The 22,052-nt window shown below is 71.8% G+C and carries 19 protein-coding genes; 6 read left to right on the top strand and 13 right to left on the bottom strand.

Annotated features, from left to right (window positions below; all coding sequences use genetic code 11):
* Positions 1-13: 13 nt before the first annotated feature.
* On the bottom strand, positions 14-1,351 hold the full coding sequence (locus EHO50_RS06380; RefSeq protein ID WP_128428770.1) for an SGNH/GDSL hydrolase family protein: 1,338 nt from the start codon (positions 1,349-1,351) through the stop codon (positions 14-16).
* 232 nt (positions 1,352-1,583) lie between these two features.
* Between EHO50_RS06380 and EHO50_RS06375 the strand changes: the two genes are divergently transcribed.
* On the top strand, positions 1,584-2,951 hold the full coding sequence (locus EHO50_RS06375) for a DUF445 domain-containing protein (protein ID WP_128428769.1): 1,368 nt from the start codon (positions 1,584-1,586) through the stop codon (positions 2,949-2,951).
* 72 nt (positions 2,952-3,023) lie between these two features.
* On the opposite strand, the gene EHO50_RS06370 is transcribed toward EHO50_RS06375, so the two are convergent.
* The 9 genes from EHO50_RS06370 to EHO50_RS06330 form a co-directional block, all read right to left on the bottom strand.
* Positions 3,024-4,517, bottom strand: coding sequence for an alginate lyase family protein (locus EHO50_RS06370; RefSeq protein WP_128429011.1), 1,494 nt, complete (start codon positions 4,515-4,517; stop codon positions 3,024-3,026).
* 139 nt (positions 4,518-4,656) lie between these two features.
* On the bottom strand, positions 4,657-5,052 hold the full coding sequence (locus tag EHO50_RS06365) for a hypothetical protein (protein WP_128428768.1): 396 nt from the start codon (positions 5,050-5,052) through the stop codon (positions 4,657-4,659).
* Between the two features lie 123 nt (positions 5,053-5,175).
* Positions 5,176-5,484 (bottom strand): hypothetical protein, encoded by a 309-nt coding sequence (locus EHO50_RS06360; protein WP_128428767.1) that lies wholly within the window; start codon positions 5,482-5,484, stop codon positions 5,176-5,178.
* 80 nt (positions 5,485-5,564) lie between these two features.
* The gene (locus tag EHO50_RS06355; protein WP_128428766.1) at positions 5,565-6,062 is read right to left on the bottom strand and encodes a hypothetical protein; all 498 of its coding nucleotides are present in this window, start codon (positions 6,060-6,062) and stop codon (positions 5,565-5,567) included.
* A gap of 42 nt (positions 6,063-6,104) precedes the next feature.
* Positions 6,105-6,950: an LLM class flavin-dependent oxidoreductase gene (locus tag EHO50_RS06350; RefSeq protein ID WP_128429010.1), complete on the bottom strand. Its 846-nt coding sequence runs from the start codon at positions 6,948-6,950 to the stop codon at positions 6,105-6,107.
* A 201-nt stretch (positions 6,951-7,151) separates the two neighbouring features.
* Positions 7,152-8,303 (bottom strand): glycoside hydrolase family 183 protein, encoded by a 1,152-nt coding sequence (locus EHO50_RS06345; protein WP_128428765.1) that lies wholly within the window; start codon positions 8,301-8,303, stop codon positions 7,152-7,154.
* A gap of 71 nt (positions 8,304-8,374) precedes the next feature.
* The gene (locus EHO50_RS06340) at positions 8,375-8,602 is read right to left on the bottom strand and encodes a hypothetical protein (protein ID WP_128428764.1); all 228 of its coding nucleotides are present in this window, start codon (positions 8,600-8,602) and stop codon (positions 8,375-8,377) included.
* A gap of 185 nt (positions 8,603-8,787) precedes the next feature.
* On the bottom strand, positions 8,788-9,501 hold the full coding sequence (locus tag EHO50_RS06335) for a DUF6585 family protein (RefSeq protein WP_128428763.1): 714 nt from the start codon (positions 9,499-9,501) through the stop codon (positions 8,788-8,790).
* Positions 9,498-10,715: an AfsR/SARP family transcriptional regulator gene (locus tag EHO50_RS06330; protein WP_128428762.1), complete on the bottom strand. Its 1,218-nt coding sequence runs from the start codon at positions 10,713-10,715 to the stop codon at positions 9,498-9,500. Before EHO50_RS06330 ends, EHO50_RS06335 begins: the two co-directional genes overlap by 4 nt.
* A gap of 183 nt (positions 10,716-10,898) precedes the next feature.
* Between EHO50_RS06330 and EHO50_RS06325 the strand changes: the two genes are divergently transcribed.
* Both EHO50_RS06325 and EHO50_RS06320 read left to right on the top strand, forming a co-directional pair.
* The gene (locus EHO50_RS06325; protein WP_128428761.1) at positions 10,899-13,304 is read left to right on the top strand and encodes a helix-turn-helix domain-containing protein; all 2,406 of its coding nucleotides are present in this window, start codon (positions 10,899-10,901) and stop codon (positions 13,302-13,304) included.
* Between the two features lie 131 nt (positions 13,305-13,435).
* Positions 13,436-14,203, top strand: a complete 768-nt coding sequence (locus EHO50_RS06320; RefSeq protein ID WP_128428760.1) for a PE-PPE domain-containing protein — start codon at positions 13,436-13,438, stop codon at positions 14,201-14,203.
* 92 nt (positions 14,204-14,295) lie between these two features.
* Here EHO50_RS06320 and EHO50_RS06315 read toward each other — a convergent pair whose 3' ends face one another.
* Positions 14,296-15,177 carry a class I SAM-dependent methyltransferase gene (locus tag EHO50_RS06315; RefSeq protein WP_246101037.1) on the bottom strand — a complete coding sequence of 294 codons (882 nt, stop codon included), beginning with the start codon at positions 15,175-15,177 and terminating at the stop codon, positions 14,296-14,298.
* Between the two features lie 108 nt (positions 15,178-15,285).
* Between EHO50_RS06315 and EHO50_RS06310 the strand changes: the two genes are divergently transcribed.
* Positions 15,286-15,747, top strand: coding sequence for an Lrp/AsnC family transcriptional regulator (locus tag EHO50_RS06310; RefSeq protein ID WP_128428759.1), 462 nt, complete (start codon positions 15,286-15,288; stop codon positions 15,745-15,747).
* Positions 15,748-15,750: 3 nt separating this feature from the next.
* Here the strand turns inward: EHO50_RS06310 and EHO50_RS06305 are convergent, their stop codons facing one another.
* Positions 15,751-16,164: an SsgA family sporulation/cell division regulator gene (locus EHO50_RS06305; protein ID WP_128428758.1), complete on the bottom strand. Its 414-nt coding sequence runs from the start codon at positions 16,162-16,164 to the stop codon at positions 15,751-15,753.
* A gap of 191 nt (positions 16,165-16,355) precedes the next feature.
* Here EHO50_RS06305 and EHO50_RS06300 point away from each other — a divergent pair, with 191 nt between their 5' ends.
* Together EHO50_RS06300 and EHO50_RS06295 are read left to right on the top strand one after the other, a co-directional pair.
* Positions 16,356-18,125: a sigma-70 family RNA polymerase sigma factor gene (locus EHO50_RS06300; protein ID WP_128428757.1), complete on the top strand. Its 1,770-nt coding sequence runs from the start codon at positions 16,356-16,358 to the stop codon at positions 18,123-18,125.
* A 283-nt stretch (positions 18,126-18,408) separates the two neighbouring features.
* Positions 18,409-19,890: a hypothetical protein gene (locus EHO50_RS06295; protein ID WP_128428756.1), complete on the top strand. Its 1,482-nt coding sequence runs from the start codon at positions 18,409-18,411 to the stop codon at positions 19,888-19,890.
* 403 nt (positions 19,891-20,293) lie between these two features.
* On the opposite strand, the gene EHO50_RS06285 is transcribed toward EHO50_RS06295, so the two are convergent.
* Positions 20,294-22,045 (bottom strand): ABC transporter permease subunit, encoded by a 1,752-nt coding sequence (locus EHO50_RS06285; protein WP_128428754.1) that lies wholly within the window; start codon positions 22,043-22,045, stop codon positions 20,294-20,296.
* Positions 22,046-22,052 lie beyond the last annotated feature (7 nt).

The raw sequence follows: 22,052 nt of genomic DNA, 5'->3' as shown, positions 1-22,052 counted from the left end.
CCCTACAGCACCACTACAGCTCCGCCGGTGCCGCGCCCTTCAAGTCCTGCAGGTCGAAGGAATCCGCCATCCGCTCGTAGCCCTTGTCACTCGGGTGGAGGTGGTCGCCGGAGTCGTAGTCGGGGCGGAACTTGCGGGGGTTGTACGGGTCCCGGACCGCCTGGTCGAAGTCGGCCACCGCGTCGAAGACGCGGCCCGCGCGGATCTCGGCGTTGATCTGCTGACGTACGTTCTCGCGGGCGTCCGTGTAGCCGCGGTGGCCCTGGAACGGCATCAGGGTCGCGCCGATGACCTTCAGACCGCGGGCGTGGGCCTGGCGGACCAGGGCGCGCAGACCGTCGAGGATGCGGTCGGGGTCGGCGAGGTTCGGGTTGCGCAGGATGTCGTTGACGCCGAGGTCGATGACGACGACCTTGACGTTCGTACGGGAGAGGACGTCGCGGTTGAACCGGCCGATGCCGGCCTGGTTGTCCGCGGGGCGCCCGGCGCCGCTGGCGAGGATCTGGTTGCCGCTGATGCCCTGGTTGACGACGCTGTAGCGCGGCACGCTCTCGCCGGCCGCGATCGCCGTGCGCAGCCGGCGCGACAGGACGTCCGTCCAGCGGCGGTTGGCGTTCTCGGTGGACGTGATGCCGTCGGTCAGCGAGTCGCCGAAGACCACGACGGTGCCGTCGGACTCGTTGCTGAGGACGTCCAGCGCGGTCAGGTACCGCCAGGCCTCGACCTGCCCGGTGTACGCCACGCCGGTCGCGTCCTCGGTGAGGTCGCCCTGGGCGACGTAGCTGGTCTGGCGTGCGTGGGGGTGGAAGGTGACCGGACCCGACGGGGTGGGGGAGTAGGTGGTGACCAGGACGTCGGCGTCCGCGGCGATCGCGAGGCGCACGGCGTCGCTGAGCACCTGCTGCCCCGGCGGGATGACGACCGTCGGGTTGCCGCCGAAGGTCAGCCTGCGCATGGTGTCCGCGACGGCCGCCGCGGTCCCGGTGCCGGCGGCGACGGCGATCGACGCGTGCGTGATCGTCAGGGCCGACTGGCCGTAGAGGTTGGACAGCGTGATGCGGGCACTCTTGCCGCCGACACTCGTGTGCACGACGTTGCGGACCGAGCTGCCCGCCAGGCCCGCGACCTCGGTGCCAGGCTCGGCGCCGACCGGCGAGGCGGACCATGCGCCGACCCAGATGCCGGTGGAGGCGGGAGCTGCGGGACCCCGCGGGGCGCCTTCCTTGACGGGGGCGCTCTTGCCGGTGGCGCTGCCCTCGTCAGAGGCGAATCCGACGTATATGGCGGCCGAAAGTGTGACGATCAGAGCGATCATCGCGGCCAGCAGAGCATAACCGTTACGCCTGGTCATGCGGTGCGTGTCTCCTCGGGCGGATGGGAGCCCGAGGCTCCGATGTGATCACCTCATGATGCGTCATGAGGCAGAGGGGAGTTGCACGGACCCCCCATTGGGCCGCCGGAGTTCATCCGGAGTTCGCCATCGACCTCCCCCCACCGGACAGACGCCGGGAACTCTTGATTCGTTCCAGGAGTCGGTCAGGAAGGGACAATGTGTGCGGGGGATCACTGGACGGGTGGAGCGGATGGAACGTACGAATCCGGATCTAACGGGAACACGTGACATAGGGCAGCATGCCCGGCCGGGTGCCGCCGATAACGGGGGCGTCCCCGTATCGGCCGTACGTGCGATGACGACGTTCACCGCCGCCGACGTGGAGAAGCAGCGCGGCGTACGGCGGATGAAGATCACCGCGACCGGGATGCTGCTGTTCGTGGCGCTGGTGTACGTCCTCGCCAAGTGGGCGTCCAACGAGGGCGCCGGCGACTGGGCGAACTTTGTCGCCGCGGCCGCCGAGGCCGGCATGGTCGGCGCGCTGGCCGACTGGTTCGCGGTCACGGCCCTGTTCCGCCACCCGCTGGGCATCCCCATCCCGCACACCGCGATCATCCCCAACAAGAAGGACCAGCTGGGGGTCTCGCTGGGCGAGTTCGTCGGGGAGAACTTCCTCTCCGAGGACGTCGTACGACAGCGCCTGCGTGCCGTCGGCATCGGCAGCCGCCTCGGCGCCTGGCTGGCCGATCCCGAGCACGCCGACCGGGTGACGGCGGAGCTGTCGGCGGCGCTGAGAGGTGCCCTGACGGTCATGCGCGACTCGGACGTCCAGGCGGTGGTGGGGGAGGCGATCACCCGTAGGGCGGACGCCCAGGAGATCGCGCCGGGCATAGGGAAGATGCTGGAGAGGATCGTCGCGGACGGCGGCCACAAGCGGGCCGTCGACCTGATCGTCGCGCGGGCGCAGCACTGGCTGATCCTGCACGACGACGAGATCATGAGCGCGGTGACGGGCGGTGCCCCCGGCTGGACCCCGAAGTTCGTCGACCGCAGGGTCGGCGAGCGCGTCTACAAGGAGTTGCTCCGCTTCGTCACCGAGATGCGCGACATGCCCTCCCACCCGGCCCGCGGCGCCCTCGACCGCTTCCTCACCGACTTCGCCTCCGACCTGCAGTCCGACACGGACACACGCGCGCGCGTGGAGCGGCTCAAGGGTGAGGTGCTGGGGCGCGGCGAGGTCCAGGACCTGATCGCGTCCGCGTGGACCGCCGTACGGTCGATGATCGTCTCCGCCGCCGAGGACGAGCGCAGTGAACTGCGCCTGCGCGTGCGGGCCTCGCTGCTGTCGCTGGGCGCCCGGATGGCGGTCGAGCCGCGGCTCCAGGCCAAGGTGGACAGCTGGGTCGAGGGCGCGGCGGTCTACGTCGTCACCACCTACCGCAAGGAGATCACGTCCCTGATCACGGACACCGTGGCGAGCTGGGACGCCGAGCACACGACGAAGAAGATCGAGGCGCACATCGGCCGCGACCTGCAGTTCATCCGGATCAACGGCACGGTGGTGGGTTCGCTGGCCGGGTTGCTGATCTACACGGTGTCGCGGGCACTGGGGGCGTAGGCCTCCGGCGGTTCGGCCGGGGGTGCCTGCGGCGGACACCCCCGGCACGTCCCCTGGCCGAGGGGAGTCGGGTTACTCGGTGGCGTCTCGGCGCATGCGGTCGCGGCGGCGCAGCAGGAGCAGGCCGCCGGCCAGGGCGGTGATGCCCGTGGCGGCGGTCCAGCCGATGACGTCGTTCGAGCCGGTGGCGGCGAGGTCACCGCCGGCGGCGGAGGAGGCGGACGCGGAGGGCGATGCCGCGGAGCCGCCCGTCTGCGGCCGGGGGTCCGACCCCGACCCCGACCCCGACCCCGATCCCGAACCGGCAGCGGCGGACGACGAGGCCGAAGCCGCCGGGTCGGGCGAACCGGCCGTCCCCGTCCCCGTCCCCGTGGCCTTGTCCCGCGTGAACGCCAGGGTGCCGAAGCCCAGTTGGTCGTAGCCGCCGCTGTTCGGGCCGTAGTCCCCGCCGCCGCCCTCCGGGGCGGACTTCGCGGCGATCTGCGTGAGGTACGTGGCCGACAGGCCCCGGCGCTTGGTGTAGTGGTTGGCGATCATCGCCCAGATCGGGCGGGTCATCGCCGGGTCCACGGGAGCGGCCTGGGTCACGGTCTCCGAGCCCGACCAGCCGTTGATCGCGCCCTTCCTGCGGGTGTTCGCGGTGAACGACACCTGTCCGCCCATGGCCCACCTGGCGACGTACTGGGCGCCCTTGAGGAAGCGGCTGTCGTCGTAGCCGTACAGGTCGATGCCCTGGTTCCAGGCCATCTCGCAGAAGGTGCCCATCAGGCCGACGCCGAGCAGGGCGTGCCCCTGGTCGCGGCCGGCCTCCAGCCACTCGGCGAGTCCGTCGTCGCGCACGACGGGCATGGCGTTCCTGACCGAGCCGAGCCCGTCTCCGTGCTTGAAGTACTCGACGGCGCGGGCGACCTGGGCCTTGTCGTCGCAGAAGATGCCGGTGGCCAGGACGCAGCACATGGCGGCGAGGTCCCAGTTGGTCCAGTAGTTGGAGACGACGGCGCCGTTGTGCCGGACCAGGAAGTCGTCGCTGAGCGAGGCGAAACTCGTGCTGAGCATCTCCTGGAACCGGCCGAGCTCGAAGTCGGGGTGGTCGCGGACGAGTTCGGCGGCGTTGGCGACCTGGTAGCCGTACAGACCGGCGGCCAGGAACCGGTCGGCGCTGCCCTGAACGCTCGTCAGCTTGGCCGACCAGGCGTTGAGGATCGCGACGGCGGTGTCGGCGTGCGCGCTGTCACCGCTGACGTGGTGGCGCAGGGCGTTCTGGTAGGCGGCGTGGACGTCGTTGTAGAGGGTCCGGTAGTTCTGCGGCGAGCCCGCACCCCGGTACACGATCTCCTGCGGGTTGGCCGTCCAGCCGCTCTGCGCGTGCCGGTTGGCGGTCAGCTTGGCGAACCCGGCCGTGTAGGGAGCGGCGCCGGCCTTCACCTTGGCGGCCATACGGCCGAGGTCGGCGCCGGTGTGCAGGAGGCCGGGGTGGGCGTAGGCGCCGGCCGCCACGGCAGGGGTCGGCAGCACGGCCGTACCGATACCGACGGCTCCGGCTGCCGCGCCCGCGGCCTTGAGCATGCTCCGGCGGCTGATCTGTCGTGTCACGTCGTCATTCCTCGCGTGCCTGCGGCTGGGGACGGTGAGGAGACGGGGGGAGACCGCGGGGGATAACAGAAACTCCGGACGCCGATCGGGGATGGGCCGGGTGCACCGAGACTTACGCGTACCCGCGAAGTGCTTTGTGGGCGCCGTAGGCCTCGATGAAGCCCTGGATCGCCTCCAGGTTGTTGCCGAAGGCGGCGGACCGCCACTTCGTCTTGCTGCCGTCGAGGTAGCGCAGGTCGATCCAGGTGGAGACGGCGGCCGACGAATCGGAACTGGCCACTCGTAGCTTCATGCCGGCCAGATCCTGGAAGGCGACGATCGTCAGCGGCTTGCGTTCACTGATGTACTCGACGGCGCCGTCCGGCGTGATCACAAGCAGCGGGTCCGGATCGTCCGATGTCCCGTGGAAGAAGCCGGACAGCTTGCCCCGCCTCTTGGTGAACACACGCCAGTCCGCCGCAACGGGACCCTGGCGCGCCTGCCACAGGATCGTTTGCGGATCCGTCATCGGCACCTCCGCGGGACAGGGAAGTCCGGCCAAGAGGAAATTCTCCGCTCGGGGACGGACGCACGCCACTCCGCCCCGCTGCGAAGGTTCCGGCACCGTCGACCATGCTCGTGATCAGTACGCCTAGCGGCGTGGGCGCCGGTCCGCCACCGCCCAGGACGCCAGGGCGACCGCCCCCGCCACCCCGAAGACCGCGGGCCAGGCGCCCACCTTCTTGGCCAGCGGATGCGATCCGGCGAAGGCGGCGACATACGCGGCGGTCAGCGCCCCCGCGGCCTTCCCGCCCGCCTGCTGCCGCCACTGCTGCGCGGCCGTGGCCCCCGCGACGGCCAGTACGGCCCCGCCGAGCTGCCGCTTCCTGGTCCACCGGGCCACACCGTACCCCCCGACGAGTCCGCTCGCGGCGACCACCGCACTGGGAACCTTCGCCATGCTGACTCCAATCACTTCTGCCGACCACTTACGTCGACCACTTCTGCCGACCACTTCTGCCGAGCCCTGGAGAACCGAGGCTAACCGGCCTCGCCCCTTCGCAACTCGGCCCGGGCGCGCAGTTCCGAGGCGTACCCCGCCCCGATCGCGCACCCGGCGGCGGTCAGGGCGAGGGCCAGAACGGCCGGGTTGACGTACCCGGGCACGTCACCGTTGTCGTAACTCCCGCCGTCGCTCGTCTCGCAGACGAACCCGAGCGGGACGTACGAGACCTTGTGGTCGACGATCTCGATGCCCTGCCGGTGCCGCTCCGACCAGCCCGCCGTACGGCAGGACCGGGGCGGGGAGGAGTCGGTGCCGCCGTCCTCCGCCGTCATGACCGCACCGCACACGGCGAGCAGCCCCCACGCGTACAGGGCGCACGCGCCCGCACCCGCGAGGGCGGCGAGGCCGCGCAGTGCGGCGGGGGCGCTCGCGCGTCGTAAGCCGTGGTCGGCCAGGGTGCGGCCGCCGTATCCGCAGAGCGCCACGGCGACGATCACCGCGACCACCACGAACAGCAGGATCAGCAGGAACACATGGCCTCCAGGCAGGGCAGCAGCGGAGTTACCGGAGCGGCCTCACAGCACGTCGGCCAGGCGGTCCACCTGGTCCGGGTCGAGGCCGTAGCAGTAGAGCATGACCTCGTCGGCGCCCAGGTCGGCGAAGGCGCTGATCGCGGCGCGGATCTCGGCCGGGGTGGTGAGCAGGCCCTCGACCATGCGGTCGGCCATGCCGGTGAAGGCGTAGTACGCGTGCATGCGGGCACGCGCGTCGTCGAGCACGTGCTGCGGGCCGAGCGCGACGTTCACCTGGGCCACGAGGCGGGGTTCGCCGTCGCGGCCGTACTCCTTCCACAGTTCGCGGACCGTGTCGAACAGGCCGCCCGCCCAGGAGGGCGCCGCGGCCGCGAGGAAGCCGTCGCCCCAGCGGGCGACGCGTTCGAGCGCGGCGGGCTTGAAGCCGCCGAACAGCACCTGCGGGCCGCCGGGCCGGGCGGGCGCCGGACCGATCGGGCCGACGCCGTCGCCGTACGGCTCGCCCCACCACAGGCGGCACAGCGTCGCCATCTGCTCGTCCAGGCGCCGCCCCCGGGTGCGCAGGTCGGTGCCGGTGGCACGGTGGTCGTCGTCCCGGCCGCCGATGCCGAGGCCGAGGACCAGGCGGCCGTCGGTCATCCGGTCCAGGGTGGCGGCCTGCTTGGCCAGCAGGGCGGTGTCCCGCAGCGGGGCGAGCAGCACCTCGGTCTGGACGCGGATGCGCGAGGTGGCGCCCGCGAGGACGGCCAGGGCGATCAGCGGCTCGGGGTTGTCGTAGACGAGCCGGTCGAGCAGACCGAGCGTGCTGAAGGGCCCGGCGTCGGCGCGACGGGCCCAGGTGAGCAGGGTGGCGGGGTCGCCGATGGGCAGGCCGATGCCTACGTTCACACCGACGTTCATGCCGATGTTCATACCGACGTTCATGAAGGGGCCTCCGAAAAGAGGGGTCGACAAAGTCAGCTGCCGCCCCTCCGGCACCTCCGTGAGGTGGGACGTTCCCGCTCTGCGGCTTCTTTCCAGGGGAACGTCTCGTCGAAGTCAACTCACTGTAGGGCGAGCCGATTTCGCGGGACAAACCATTTAGGGCCCCTACGCATTGATGCCGTCGAACTGCAGCACCCGGTACGGCGAGCCCCCCGTGCCGTTCCACTGCGACACCATCAGCGTCAGCGAGTTCGCGCTCGCGCTGCCGGGGTGGATGTAGCCGCCGTAGAGATTGGGCACGGTCAGGGCCGTGATCCGCGGGATCGGGATGCTCCACCCGGCGTCGGGGCGGGGCGCGGTGCGGGTGCAGATCGCGCCCATGTCGACGTCGAAGTAGCTCATGCAGTACGTGCCGCCGATCCGCTTCACGGAGAACTCGCCGGTGTTGTGCCCGGTCAGGATGACCGACGGGGGCGCCGCGGTGGTCCAGTGCCAGGAGCCGTCCAGGTAGGCCCAGTTCTGCTGGGCGCCGAAGTTGCCGTCGCGGAAGTCGTTCGGCTGGATGCGGAACAGCTGGATGGCCCCGCCGTCGGCCGTGTTCCTGTGCGTGCCGTTCCAGCGCTTGGAGAAGATGTAGAGCCAGCCGTCGGGGTCGATGCCCGCGAACGACCACATCCCGTACAGGGACTGGTTGGCCCCCTGCACGTCGCCGGCCCAGTGGTAGTCGTAGTCGTGCCAGGTCACCCCGTGGTCGTCGGAGTAGGCAACACCGGACATCAGCGAGCCGTCGTAGCCGGCCGGCGGCTCCCAGGTGGCCACGGACGTGTACTGGATGTAGGTGCGGCCGCCGAACTCGATGCAGTCGTTCGGAATGCGGCTGACCTCGTGGCCGTACCCGTTGTCCGTGTTGTGCCCGTAGTCGAAGAGCTGGCCGGCCTGGCCTCCGGTCGGCATCGCCCAGGTGAACGAGATCGGTGTCGCACCGGAGGCGTCGAAGCTCGCCTGGTTCAGCATCACCGGGGAGCCGAGGTACTGGCCGCTCTGCTGCGTCCCCGTCCACGCGTCGCCGAAGACGTAGCCCCAACTGCCGTCGTGTTCCCGGTAGTACGGGATGGCGAGGTCGCCGGAGCCCAGCCCCTGCTGACTCGCGGAGTCACCGGGCTGGTCGCACAGCGGCGTGCCGCTCTGCCCGGCGGCCATGGCGGGAACGGCGGGCGCGGCGACCGACAGCCCGGCTCCGGCGAGGGTGAGGCCCAGGCCGGTCTTGAGGAGGGCGCGGCGGGTCGGGCGGGAGGGATTGGAGGAGGGGACGGACATGGGTGAACCTCCGTATTTTCGTGGTGAGTTGAGGGATGAGTCGGGGGGAGAGAGTCGGGGGCGCTGTTTCGTCAGTGCCGGGAAGCGAGCAGCAGGAGCACGAACACGACCCCCAGGGCGATCAGGCAGCCGGAGCAGCCCCCGGAGGACCCTTTGCGGACCTCGACCACCCCTCCGGTGAGGGTGTGTGGATGGCTTCGGGAGTAGTGGGTCTCGATCCTCACCTCGCCCTGGGACTCGCTGCCCCAGGCAGTGCGGTAACCGCACTCGCCACACCGGAAGCGGTAACTGTCGGCCATGCCGGTCTCCTTCTGATCGTGTCCAGCCGTGGTGCTGGGCGGGGCGGGTTGCGTGGGGCTGCTGACACGTCCTGCCGGACGCTAGGAGCAGCCGATGAAACAGCCGTGAAGCAAGGGGCCTTACGTCTGTCGTCGGCCCGTCTGTCGTCGGCCCGTCTGTCGTCGGCCGGTGTGTTGTCGGCCCGTCAGCCGTCGGCCCGCTCGGCACCTCGCGGAGGGAGGCCGGCCAGGTGCTGGGCGAGGGCGTGGAAGACGAAGGGGTTCGGGATCCGGGACGCCACGGAACCCAGCACCTGCCATCGCCCGGCGACGCGGATCGCGACGGCACCGTTCAAGATCTCGATCTGCTCGACCTGCGGCCAGCGCAGGGACGTCCCGCGGGAGCCGACCTCGTCCTCGGTGATCCACAAGGACCCGAAGGTGAGCCGCGTTCCCTGAGCCAGCGCGGCCAGCGCCCGTGGCACCTGGGCGGCGGTGACGGCCCGGCGGAGCTCGGGCCCCCACACCTCCGGGTGAGCGAACTCGCCGCAGCGCAGCACGACCCGCTCACCGTCGACGTCGACGAGCACGAGGACGCGTGCGATGCCCTGCGGGGACAGCACCCTGCGCCGACGCACCGCCGTGGTGTCGAAGCGGACGACATGGATCCGCCCCTCGACCGCGGCCGTCACCCCGTGTTCGTAGAAGTCCAGCCGCGCGCCCGCCGTCGCCCCCTGCCTGCCACCGGCCCTCAGCAAGCGGTACGCCCCCCGCCGGACCGCCGCCGCCCGCCCCTCGGATGCGGTGAGCGGCGCCCGATGGACGGCACGTCGTCTGCCGAGGCGTGCCCGGCCGGCGGCTTCGGAGATCCGCGCCAGCAGCAACTGCTCGGCCCGGTCCCGTGCGGTCCCTTCACTCATGCCGCCCCCGCCCGACCGAGGCCGGAGCCCGCGCTGCCCCCGCGCAGGACCGCCCACCGTGCCCGCAGCAGCAGTTCCCCCGGGGCCACCTCCAGGTCCGCCGCGAGTCGACGGGCGGTGCGGTCGAAGACGGCCAGCGCCTCGGCCCGCCGGCCCCCGCGCTGCAGCGCCCGCATCAACAACGCCGCGACCGGTTCGTTCAGCGGCTCTTCAAGGGCCAGCGCGGACAGTTCGGCGATCGCCTCGGCATCCCGGCCGAGCCTCAGCAACCAGTGCGCCTTCCGCTGGGCCAGCGCGACCTTGCGCTCGGTGAGCCGCAGCCGCTCCAACTCCGCCAAGGGACCGGGCAGTCCGGCCAGCGGCTCGCCCCGGAACAGTTCCAGCGCCCGCGCGCAGAGCCGTACGGCCTCCGCCAGGTCGCCGGCTCGTTCGGCCGCGCCGGCCTCGGTGGCGAGTTCCTCCACGCACGTCACGTCCACCTCGGCCACGCCGCGCGCCAGTCCGTAGCCGTACCGGTCGCGCCGGATCACCGAGCCCGGGCTCTCCCCGAGACGCAGGCTCTTGCGCAGCCGATACACATAGACCGGTACGACGTTCGCGCCCGGTGACTCCATCCCCCAGACGCCGTCCAGCAGTTCCCGCTGGCTGACCGACCGGTCCGGGCTCAGCGCCAGCGCCGCCAGGACGGCCTGCTGCCGTACCGGGCCGACGTCCACAGGCTGCCCGGCGAGCCACGCCCGCAACGGGCCGAGCACGCTGACCCGAAGCCAGGGGCCGGGCGCGGGGCCCGTCCGCTGCCGGACACCGACCCCGGGCGTCGCCGTCGCCGTCGCCGTCGGCCGGCGCGGACCCTGTCCGGGTACGACCAGACCGCAGTCGAAGGCGTACACGATGGCGGCGGCCCGGTCCGGCAGCCCCAACTTCACCAGGATGCGGCCCAGCTGCCCCGGCACCGCATGCTCGGGCAGCGCGAGGGCGCCGGCGATCTCGGCGTCCCCCAGGCCGCATCCGAGCGCGTAGAGCAGCTCGCGCTCCTGAGCGGTGAGGGCCGTATGGCTTGCATGGCTCGCAGGGCTCGTACGGCTTGCATGGCCGCCCGTGTGACCGGTGTGGCCCGCATGGCCCGTGCGGCTGCTCGGGCCGCTCGAACGGCCGTTCGGTCGGTCGTTCGGTCGGCCGCTCGGTCGGCTCTGGGGTGCGCTCGGCGAAGGCATGGTTGTTCCCCGTTCTCCGGACCGGTCGATGCACTCGACCCGGTCGATCCCGTCGATGCCATCGAAGGTCGCGGAGGTGTAGGAAACGTGGACAGGCCATTGAACCGGTCATATGTGACCGGTGGCCGCGCTACTGTCCCCCACCTGCGGAAATCGACTTCTGAGGGGGAAGGGCCGTGAACTGTGGCCAGTGAGTTCGGCGATGAGTTGCGACGGCTGCGGCGCGAGAAGGGGATGACCCAGGAGGAGCTGGCGGAGCGCTCCGGGGCAAGTGTGAGCACGGTCCGGGGCCTGGAAACCGGCAAGCGCTCCAATCCCCGGCTGAACACGGTGGAGCGGCTGGCCGACGCCATGCGACTGGGCCCCGAGGACCGCGAGACCTTACTGATCGCCGCCGGACTGCTCGACCCGGGACGGTCAACGCCGCCCGAGCCGGATCCGGCGGCGCCCGAGCCGGGGCCGACCCCGCCCGCCTCGCTCACCTCGCCCACCGACCCCGCCGAGCAACTCGCCAGACTGGTGGCCGTCCGCTGGCAGCGCGAGGAGGAACAGCGGCAGGTCCAGGATCCCAGCCCCCTGCCGGTCTGCTGGCGCACGGCCCCCGAGGCCCTGACCGACCACTGGGACATCATCCTCCGGCGTCGCACCAGGGACGCGGCCCCGGCCCGCCCCCTCGACCTGGACGGCCAACTGGACCAGATCACCGAGACGTTCCGGCGCATCCCGTCCGGACGACTGGTGGTGCTGGGCCGCTCGGGCTCGGGAAAAACGATCCTGGCCCTGCGCTTCGTCCTCGACCACCTGGCCGCGCGCAGTCACACAGACCCCGTTCCGGTGATCTTCAGCATCGGTGGCTGGAACCCCACCAAGATCACCCTGCGGGACTGGCTGACCGCTCAGCTGACGCGCGATCACCCCGGTTACGCCGCACAGGGCCCCGACGGGCAGAGCCTGGCCTCCGCACTCGTCGAGTCCGGCCGCATCCTCCCCGTACTGGACGGCTTCGACGAGATGGCCGGTGGCCTGCGCCGCCCCGCCCTGGAGGCCCTCAACGCCACCACTCTCCCCCTGCTGCTCACCAGCCGCCCCGACGAATACGCCGCCGCGGTCGCCGAAACCGACGTCCTGACCGCCGCCGCCGCGATCGAACTCACCGACCTCACCCTCGACGACCTGGCCGACTACCTGCCCCTCACCACCCGCAAGACCACCCGCAAGACCACCCGCGAGGCCACGCTCAAGACCACCCGCGAGGCCACCCCTGAGATCGGGCTCAAGGCCACCCGCGAGACCACTCTCACGGTCGGCCGTCCGGACCCCGCCGCGAACGCCTGGGACGCCGTACTGACCGAGCTGCGCACGCGGCCACAGACCCTGCCCGCGTCCCTCCTCACCACGGTCCTGGCCACCCCGCTGATGGTCGCGCTCGCCCGCACCATCTACAGCGACACCCCCGACCACGACCCGGCCTCACTGCTGGACGCCGAACGCTTCGGCAGCGTCGAGGAGTTGGAAGACCACCTCCTCGACCACTTCCTCCCCACGGTCTACCGCCACCAACTCCCGCAACCCCCCGGCGCCAGAGCACGCCCCACCTTCGACCCCGACCGCGCCCGTCACTGGCTCGGCTACCTCGCTCACCACCTGGCCCGCCTCGACACCCCTGACCTGGCCTGGTGGCGACTGGGCAGCGGGCTGCGCCCCGCCGCGCGCACGCTGGTCAGCGCGGTGATGACAGGGCTGGTCATCGGGCTCGTCGACGGTGCCCTCTCGTTCGCGATCGGCAGCCCATTGCCGTTCTCCATCGTGGACGGGACGGCCGTAGGGCTCCTTTCCGGACTCATGTTCGGGTTCGGGTACTGGCTCATGTTCGCGGTCAAGGACATGGCGGTGATGCCGTCCGTCATGCGCCTGCGCATCCGTGGCAGGCGCGCGCCCACCCCGTGGAAGTCCGGGCGCCGACATCTGATCGGGGGGCTGGGCGGGTTGGCCTTCGGCTTCGGCTACGGGTTCGTGGCCGGCATGGTGAACACGTACCGCTGGAAGGTCGGATACTCGGCCGGGCTGAACATCGCGCTGGTCGACGGCGTCGTCTACGGCCTGATCTTCTGCGGCGCCGCCGCGATCACCTTCTGCTTCCTCGACCACCTGGAAACCCCGCTCGACATCAAATCCGCCGTCAACCCGCGCAGCCTCCTGCACACGAACCGCCGCACCGTCATCACCCAACTGCTGATCGGGGCGCCCCTGTTCGGGGTGGTGGTCGGCCTCGGAGCCGGAGTCGTGGTCGACCTCCTGCAGGGGCACCTGGGCCAGCTCCTCTGGAGCCCCACGGCCAGCCTCGTGCTCGGCACCATCAGCGGCCTCGCCGGCACCCTCGGCTACGCCCTCACCCTGACCGCCTGGGGGCAGTGGCTCGTCCTCACCCGGATCTGGCTGCCGTTGACCGGACGCCTGCCGTGGGCCGTGCTCACGTTCCTGGAGGACGCCTATCAGCGCGGCATCCTGCGCCAGGCCGGCGCGGTCTACCAGTTCCGCCACGCCCGGCTGCAACATCACCTCGCCCAGGCCCACCAACAGCGCCTCTGATCGATACAGCCGGCGCACAGTGTCTCGGGCCTCCGCCGGATCGAGCTTCACGACGATTTCATCGCCCCTCCCTAACGTCTGGCGCCGTCCCACCAACCACCCACACGCCATCGGAACCGGGGGAACACCCAATGCGGAAGACCAACCGACTCACGCGCCGCGCCAAGGCCGTCGCCGTCACGGCGGCGATGACGGCCGCCGCCGCCCTCACACCCACCGTCGCGCAGGCCGACGAGGCCCCCCGCCACTACTACATCGAGCTCGGCGGCACCGGCACCGCGATCCCCGCGCCCGCCTGCACCACCACGTTCTACTACGCCAACCAGCACCTGGAGGAAGGCGCCGAGGTCGTCCCCGTCTGCTACCCGTCCAGCGCCGGCCCCTGGCTCAACGGTCAGAACACACCGGACATCACCGCGCCGAGCTACGACAGCAGCGTCGCCCAGGGCTACGAGAACCTCCTCGCCGCCGTCAAGGAGACCCACCGCAAGGACCCGTCCGCACACCTCACGATCGTCGGCTACTCGCAGGGCGCCCAGGCCGCCGACGCGGTCCTGGAGACGATCGCGAACGGCGCCACCGACATCCCGCGGGACCAGGTCAACGGCATGCTGTACGCCGACCCGAAGCAGCCCGAGACCGGCATGTGGGCCAAGGTCCCCAAGGGTCTGGGCGCCCTCGGCTTCACCTCCACCGGCCCGGGCCCCAAGGAGTTCCCGGGCGTCCCGGTCGCCCGCTTCTGCCTCCGCGGCGACCTGGCCTGCGATGCCACGACGCCGGTGGCCGCGCTCGACTTCTTCCTCACCGATGTGCACAGGCGCTACGCGCAGGACGGCAACGTCATGACCCAGACCATCGCCAAGGACGGACTCGACGGGGTGTTCTGGTACGGGTCCTGATCCAGCCGGGACATGAAAAGCCCAGGTCAGGAAGGTTCTGACCTGGGCTTTTCATGTCCCGGCCTGGCCTTTACGTTCTGACCTGGGCTTTCTCACGCCCCGCGCTCGAGTACGACCGTCCGCATGCCGCCCGGCCCGCTCTCCTCGTGCCTGACGCGCAGCCCGGCCGTCCCGAGCTGTTCCACCACCCACCTGTGGGCAAGGCGCAGCTTGCGGTAACTACGGGCGCTGAGCGTCCAGTCGGCGTCAGGGGCGACGCGGGTGTGGATCAGGTCGTGCACGACGACCGTGTAGTCGTCGTAGTCGTCCGGGTACTCCAGGAAGCAGGTCATGATCCGGTCCTCGGTGGCCCGGACCGGGAGGAAACGGTCGGTGCCCGTGAGCGGCACCGTCAGGTCGCGGTAGGCGAACACGGCCGTCCCACCGGGCGCGAGCGCGGCGGCGACGTCAGCGAAGAGGGCGGCCACATCCCCTCGGGTCGGCAGATGGGTCAGCGTGTCACCCAGGCATACGACGGCCCCCACCGACCCCGGCCGCACCAGCTCCCGCAACGCGCTCCGCACATCCGCCCGCACCACACGCACCGCCGGCACCCGGGCGGCGTGCGCGGCGAGTTCGCTCAGCAGCGGCCGGCTCAGATCGACCGCGAGGACGGAGTCGAAGCCCAGACCTGCCAGCGCGAGGCTCGCATGCCCCGGCCCGCACCCCAGATCCACGGCGAGCGACCCGGCCGCCGGACAGGCCGCCGCATCCGGAGTCACCCCCCACCCCGAGAGGGAGGCGCGCTGCGCCGCGGCGAGCGCGTCGAGATCGCCGCCGAGCATCCAGGTGTAGTGCTCGGCGAGAAACCGGTCGTAGTGGTCGACGGCCTGATCGACGGCCTGACCGACGGCCTGACCGACGGGTCGACCCTCAGGCTGAGCAGAAGATTGAGCGGCGGCGGTCGTCGCGGCGGTCATCGCAGCGGTCGTCATGGACGAGGGCTCCCTTCGGTCCGACAGGCGAGGGAAATCTAGGCCGTGGTACGGGAGTTGGGCGGCTCGACCGAACCAAATTCGGAAACCGCGGGAAGAATGACGGCCATGGACGACACTGATTCGGCGATCCTCACCCATCTCCAGCGCGATGCACGGCTCACCAACCGCGAACTCGCCCGCCGGGTCGGCATCGCACCCTCCACCTGCCTGGAACGGGTCCGCGCCCTGCGCGCCCGCGGCGTGATCACCGGCTACCACGCGGCCGTACAGCCCCGCCTGCTGGGCCGCTCGCTCCAGGCCCTGGTCTTCGCCCGGCTGCGTCCGCTGAGCCGCGAGGTGATCTACGACTTCGAGGGCTACCTGACCCAACTCCCCGAGGTCGTCTCGGTCTTCGTGGTCTCCGGCGACGACGACTTCCTCGTCCATGTGGCCGTCCCGGACATCGAGCATCTGCACGCTTTCCTCATGGACCGCTTCAGCGCCCGCCGCGAGGTGGTGAGTTTCCGCAGCTCGGTGATCTACCGCCAGACCGGCACGCGCGTACTGACGCCCATGGAGACCTCCTGAACCTCAGACCCCGTCGAGCAGTGACATGAGGCCGTGGTCCAGTTCCGGGCCCAGATCCTCGCTTCCCGGCTCGACGACGGCGTACGACCGTTGCAGAAACCGCCGGAGAGGAGCCGTACCGAATCTGATGGCGGCCATGCCGTGCGGCGCGTGGAACTCCAGGACCGTACGGGACCGCCCGCACGGCACGATCCGCACGTCCCCGATCCCGGCCGCCCCGTCGAGCCCCTCCTCCAGGAGCGAGCGGGCGAACGTCCACGTCACCCCGTGCCCGTCGTTCGAGACGTGGGCGGGGAAGTCGACGTGCACGGCGAAGGGTTCGGCGGCGCAGTAGCGCAGGGTCGCGCGTATCGGCAGCTCCGGGTAGTCGGGGGTGACGAGGCGGGCGCGGACGGGCTGTGCGAGGGCGAGGCGCATGGTCGGTCTTCTCCGGTGAATAGGTGTCTGTGCGCCTTCTCGACCGCGTCGGAGGCCCGTTGATTACGCCGAACCGGAATCCGGCTCCTGTGATCTAACTCACGCGAACCATTTAGTTGAGATTTTAGTCATCTACGCTGACAAACTCGTCCGCGCCCTTCAGCCCAGCAGGCAACCGGAGCGTTCCAGCCATGTCCGACGGTTCCCCCAAGGTGCCCGCCCAGGCGTCACCGCCCGCGTCCGCGACCGCCTCGTACGCCCGTATCTACGAGGAACAGCAGCCACGCCTGGTGGCCTACGCGCGCTCGCTCACCCGCAACAACTCCTGGGCCGCAGAGGACCTGGTCGCCGAGGCACACTTCCGCGTCTGGCGGCGGCTGTCGGCGGGCCATGAGATCGAGAACGTACCGGCGTACCTGATGACGACGGTGCGGCACCTGGCGGCGACGGCCGGCGGCGAGACGCGCGAGACCCCGCACGACCCGCGCACCGCCGAGCGCACGGAGCTCTCCGTCCACGCGGAGGACGCGGCGGACCCGGCCGAACAGGTCTCGTCCGTCGACCTGTTGGTGCGGGTGCTGGGCCAACTCCCCGAGCGCTGGGTGCAGGCCCTATGGCTGGCGGAGGCCGAGGGCCAGCCGCTGGAGACGGTCGGGCAGCGCATCGGTGCCAAGCAGGGCGCGACCGCCGTACTGCTGCACCGCGCCCGCGAGGGCATGCGCCAGGCCTTCCTGCGCAACCAGACCGGCGCCCCCGACGATCCTGCCTGCGAGGTCCACTGGGTGCGCATGCCGGCGTACGTCCGCGGCAACGCGACGCCACGCCAGTCGGAACGCCTGCTCGCCCACGTGGACGCCTGCGACGACTGCCGCGGCCGGCTCGCGGTACTCATGCGCGCCAACGACCGGCTGCCCGCACTGGTCGGCCCGGCCCTGCTGGTCTTCGCCGTCGGCGGCGCCGGCAAGTTCCTGCTCCCCTTCGTCGCCGGGTCCGCCGGCGCCACGGCCGCCCTGAGCGGCCAGCTCGGCGGCACCCTGCACGCGGCCCGCCAGGCGGTGACCGGCGGCACGGGCGGCGCGAAGGTGCCGACGGCGATCGCGGCGGGGGCGACGGTCGCGGGCGCGGCCCTCGCGATGATGCTCGCCCTGGGCACGAGCAACTCGTCCCCGACGCCGCTTCCGGACCGGGCACCACTGGCGGAGGCACCGGTGGTCGCCCGGCCGCCGGAGGGGCCGGTTGCTGTGGCGCAGGCGCCGCGGGAGGCGGAGGAACCGGGTGGGCCGGGCGGATCGGGCGGATCGGGTGGATCGGCGGGGGTGCCGGTGACTGGTTCGGATACGGCGGTGAGGGGCGTGGTGGCCGAGGCTGGGCCGGTGTCGGCGGCTGTGCCGGGGATTGCGGCCAGGCCCGCGGTTCCGGCTGAGCCGGCGGCCGATGCGCCGGTCGCCGATGAACCCGCACCGCCCGGTGCCGAGCCGGTGATCGAGCCCCCGGCGGACGACACGCCCCCGCAGAACGACACGCCCCCGCCGCACGAACCGACGCCGGGAACCGAAGACCCGGCTGCCCCGGAGCCGGGCGCGCCGGAGCCGGCCGCCCCGGAACCGGCTGCCCCAGGGGAAGAGAACCCGGAGAAGCCGGGGCAGGAGACGCCGCCGTACCCGGACGTTCCCGAGCCAGGGCCGCAGAACCCGCAACCGGAGGCCCCGGAGGCCCCGGAGGTCCCGGAGCCCCCGGCGACTCCCGAGCCCCCGGCGTCCCCCGAGCCCCCGGAGGCCGAGGTCCCCGCAACGCCGTCACCCTCGCCCACGCCGGAGCCGTCGAACCCAACTCCCGCAGAGCCGGGGCCGGTTGAGGAGACGCCGGAGGCCCCGGAAACCCCCACTCCGCCGGAGACGACCGCCCCCGCTCCCACCCCGCAGCCAACCCCCGAGGACCCGGGAAACCCCTGCGGGAACTGACCGACCTGACTCGGCATCGACCCGACTCGGCATCGCCCCAACTCGGCACCGACCGACGTCGATGTGTCCCACGTCACCGCAGTCGCGCAAAAAGAAAGCGGCTGCTGTTCCTTCCGTGCTGGCATGCTCATGCATGACTACTGGGGAGTAACCACCGTCTGCGCACAGTGCCGGAAGGGCCGTATCGGCATGCCTCGATACGCCCTCCCGCGGCGCCGCACGCCCGCTCCCCACTCGTCACCTCCTGCAGCGCACCCCCATACACCGCTCCCGAGGAACACGCGTGCACAGACCCAAGCTCAAGAGACATGCCTTACTGTCGGCGATCGCCCTCGCGGCCGTACTGACCACCGGCTGCTCCACCACCTCACCGACCGCCACCGAAACGGCGCCCCCGACGGCGGCCGAGAGCCCCGAGCCCGCCGCGGTCCGGGAGCAACTCGCCGTAGTGTCGGCCCCGTCCGGTGCGGCCACCCCCACCGCCGTGGCCGACGCGGGTGAGGCGGGCCCGGCGAAGAAGTCCTCCCTCAAGGTCGCCTCGTACGACAGGAAGAGCGGACGGGCCGTCATCTCCGCGCCCTCCGTCACGAAACCGACCGCCAACCCCTCGCGGAGTCCCTCGACCGCTCCCGCACCCCAACCTCCGGTCACCGTCGGCGACATCATCGCCAGTGCCCCCGCCCCCGGCGCCCCCGACGGCGTGCTGGCCGAGGTCACGGAAGTCGTGGGCAGCACGGAGGACGGCGATACGACGGTCGGGACGGAACCGGCGAAGCTCAACTCCGTGCTCGGCGACGGCAAGGCCGACGGCACGGTCCCCGTGGACCCGTCGGCCGTAGAGGTCGAGCCGCTCCTGAAGGGTGTGAAGGTCTCCTGGGCGAAGACCGGTGACCTCCACTTCGGCCCCGAGGGCGCGAAACTCCCGCTGGGCAGCCTGCGTATCGACGTGGGCGCCGCGGTCGCCACGGCCGAGGGCGCCCCGGCGTCGGCGGCCGCGTCCGTGGAGGGCTTCGTGCAGCTCGCCCCCGAGGTCGCGTTCTCGTACGACGGCTCCGGCGACGGCTCCGGCAACGGCACGGGTGCCTCGCCCGGCGGCGCGTTCCTGGGCCTCTCGGGCGACTGGGCCTCCCAGTGGTCCCTGAAGGGCCGCGCGGCCGGCTCGACGAACGGACAGCCGATCCGCATCTCCTTCGCCGAGCTCCACTCCGACCCGGTGATCCAGGTCGGCCCGATCCCCGTCGTCGTAAACCTGGATCTGACCTGCTACATCCAGGTGAACGCGGACGGCCGGGTGACGGTGGACGTCGAACAGGACCTGAAGGGCGACTTCCGCGTCGGCGGCAGCTTCTCCTGGGCCAAGGGCTGGACCCCGGTCAGCGAGTCCGACATGAGGGGCGAGCCCCTGAAGGCCACCGTCTCGGCCGCCGGTGACGTCAAGGCCGCGTTGGGCGCCGAGGCCACCGTGGGCCTCTACGGCACGGTGGGCGTCACGGCCGACCTGGCCCCGTACGTCCGCGCCCACGCCGACGCATCGGCCGAGGGCTCCATTGACGGCACGGGCACGGGCACCGGCGCGGCGGCAGGCTCCTACGCCTTCTACGGCGGAGTGGACCTGACCGGCTCCCTCCAGCTCCAACTGACCATATTCGGCACGCCCGTTTTCCAGAGGAAGATCCCGTTGGGGGCCCTGCACCACGAGTGGCTGCTGAGTGAGGGCGGGGGAGCGGCGACAGTGACGGCGAGCCCGGCGAAGCCGGCCGGGTAACCCGAGACGCGGCCCACGCGCGGGCGCCACGGCCGGCGCGTGCGGGCCGGACAACGTCGGTCGTCGGTCCTGCTGCCGGTCGTCGCTCGTATGGTCAGTCGTCCCCGTCCGAGCGCGACCCCGCCCCCGACCCCGATGTCCGACTCGAACGCGCCAGCCATCTCACCAACCGGCTCAGTCCCAGGGTCACAGCGGCCACCCCGCGCACCCAGCGCGGGCCGCCCCGCTCCGCCCACACGACGCAGCCACACATTCCGACGACGAGCGCGAGGACACCGGACAGAACGACAATCTCGAACATACTCATCCCCCTTCTTCCTGCACGGTCCGCGCAATCCTCTCAGCCCGCACAACAGCCCCTCGAACCCCAGCCCCCACCTGGCACCGAAGCCGCACGACTCCTTCAGGCCCTGCGCCCCGACGCCGTACCGGACACCGCGAGAACGGCGAGCAGAACGAGCGCGCACGCCGGCCCGAACACGGTCCACGGCGCCAGCTCGGCATACGGCTGGTTCTCCGACAACAGCCGCCCCCACTCCGGGGTGGGCGGCTGCTCGCCCAGCCCGAGGAAGCCCAGGGAAGCCAGCACCAGGACCGCGGTCGGCAGCCGCAGCAGGGCGTTGCGCAGCACGGAGGGCAGGACCGCGGGCAAGTAGTGGTGGCGCATCAGATAACGCGGCCCGGCGCCGAACGAGACCGACGCGAGCATGTGACCACTCGCCCGTTCCTCCTCGATCAACGCCGCGGCCTGGGCGGCGTACGGCGTCCAGCCGACCAGGCACACCGCGAGCGCGGCACCCCACACCGACGGCCCGGTGACCGCCGTGGTCAGCAGCCCGGCGAGGACGGCCGGAAGCGTCGAGGCCACCTCGGTCAGGCCCGCGCTGACCCGTGCCGCGCTGCCGAGCAGCAGCCCGACGAGGACGCTGACCACCGTCACCGCGAGGGCGACACCCGCCGTGCGCAGCGCCCCATGGCCCAGCCGGGCCAGCAGATCCCGGCCGAGGGAGTCGGTGCCCAACGGGTGCGCGGCGGAAGGCGGGAGGAGCCGGGCGGCCGTCTCCACCCGCAGGGGATCACGCAGCAGCCCCGCCACGACCAGGGCGAGGAGTACGACCGCACAGAACCCGGCGATCCGGCGCGTGGATCGTCGCCGCGCGGAGTCCGGCGGGGGTGGGGCGGTCAGGGCGCCGTCCCGCAGGGCTGGGCCGAGAAGGGCGCGCCGCAGGGCCTGGACGATCAGGCCGGCGACGACGCCGAGCAGGACGAGGGCCAGTGTCGCCGTCTGCAGTGGCGGAAGGTCCTGGGCGATGGCGGCGTCCAGGGCGAGTCGGCCGAGCCCCGGAATGTTGAAGATCTTCTCCACCGCGACCGCGCCACCGACCAGCGCCACCACGGTCGGCAGCAGCTGCGGGAGCACCCCGGCCAGGGCGCGCCGCAGCGCGTTGCGGGCGACGGCGCCGGGCGAGAATCCGAAGGCGTACCAGGTGCGCGCCCATGGCTCCCGGAAGGCACCGGGCAGCGACTGGTCGAGCAGACCGCCGATCATCGCTCCCGACGGCACACCCAGGGCGAGCGCCGGCAGCACCATCGAGGACGGCCCCTCCCACCCACTGGACGGGAACCAGCCCAGCCACACCCCGCACACCGTGGCGAGCAGCGAAGCGAGCAGGAACTTGGGCAGCGCGGCGAGAACGGCCGCCCCGACGCCCGCCCGCGCCCGGCGCAGCCGCCGCCGGGAGCCGAGCCACACGGTGCGGCCGGTGACCAGCGCCGCCACCGCGACCGTGACCACGAGCGCGCCGAGCATCAGCGTCACGGAGACCGCGAAGGCGGTCGTCACCTGGGGCAGCACCGGTTCGCCCGACACCCAGGAGCTGCCCGCGTCACCGCGCGGCAGCCCGCCCAGCCAGTGCGCGAGATGCGTGAACGGCCCCTCGTCCAGCCCCAGTTGCTCCCGTACGGTGGCCAGTTGCGCCGGAGTCGGATCCTGGTCGGCGGAGCGGGCCCGCAACACCGTCAGCGCGGGGTCGTTCCCGGACAGCCAGGGCAGCAGGGCGACGGCTGTGAGCAGCGCGGCCCCTGCGACGAGACGGCCGCTCACCGTACGCCACGGAGAAGGGCGGGAGCGGGTGTCAGCACCGGCCGATGTCACGCCTGCC

Origin of the sequence: Streptomyces cyaneus, from assembly GCF_004028635.1 — a bacterium.
Classification (GTDB): Bacteria; Actinomycetota; Actinomycetes; order Streptomycetales; family Streptomycetaceae; genus Streptomyces; species Streptomyces cyaneus.
The sequence above is the reverse complement of the archived record's forward strand: the minus strand, read 5'-3'. Positions and strand labels throughout refer to the sequence as shown.

Coding starts and splice junctions, on each gene's coding strand:
- EHO50_RS06380 (WP_128428770.1), bottom strand. CDS start 1,351: ATGACCAGGCGTAACGGTTATGCTCTGCTGGCCGCGATGATCGCTCTG.
- EHO50_RS06375 (WP_128428769.1), top strand. CDS start 1,584: ATGGAACGTACGAATCCGGATCTAACGGGAACACGTGACATAGGGCAG.
- EHO50_RS06370 (WP_128429011.1), bottom strand. CDS start 4,517: ATGCTCAAGGCCGCGGGCGCGGCAGCCGGAGCCGTCGGTATCGGTACG.
- EHO50_RS06365 (WP_128428768.1), bottom strand. CDS start 5,052: ATGACGGATCCGCAAACGATCCTGTGGCAGGCGCGCCAGGGTCCCGTT.
- EHO50_RS06360 (WP_128428767.1), bottom strand. CDS start 5,484: ATGGCGAAGGTTCCCAGTGCGGTGGTCGCCGCGAGCGGACTCGTCGGG.
- EHO50_RS06345 (WP_128428765.1), bottom strand. CDS start 8,303: ATGTCCGTCCCCTCCTCCAATCCCTCCCGCCCGACCCGCCGCGCCCTC.
- EHO50_RS06340 (WP_128428764.1), bottom strand. CDS start 8,602: ATGGCCGACAGTTACCGCTTCCGGTGTGGCGAGTGCGGTTACCGCACT.
- EHO50_RS06335 (WP_128428763.1), bottom strand. CDS start 9,501: ATGAGTGAAGGGACCGCACGGGACCGGGCCGAGCAGTTGCTGCTGGCG.
- EHO50_RS06330 (WP_128428762.1), bottom strand. CDS start 10,715: ATGCCTTCGCCGAGCGCACCCCAGAGCCGACCGAGCGGCCGACCGAAC.
- EHO50_RS06320 (WP_128428760.1), top strand. CDS start 13,436: ATGCGGAAGACCAACCGACTCACGCGCCGCGCCAAGGCCGTCGCCGTC.
- EHO50_RS06315 (WP_246101037.1), bottom strand. CDS start 15,177: ATGACGACCGCTGCGATGACCGCCGCGACGACCGCCGCCGCTCAATCT.
- EHO50_RS06310 (WP_128428759.1), top strand. CDS start 15,286: ATGGACGACACTGATTCGGCGATCCTCACCCATCTCCAGCGCGATGCA.
- EHO50_RS06305 (WP_128428758.1), bottom strand. CDS start 16,164: ATGCGCCTCGCCCTCGCACAGCCCGTCCGCGCCCGCCTCGTCACCCCC.
- EHO50_RS06300 (WP_128428757.1), top strand. CDS start 16,356: ATGTCCGACGGTTCCCCCAAGGTGCCCGCCCAGGCGTCACCGCCCGCG.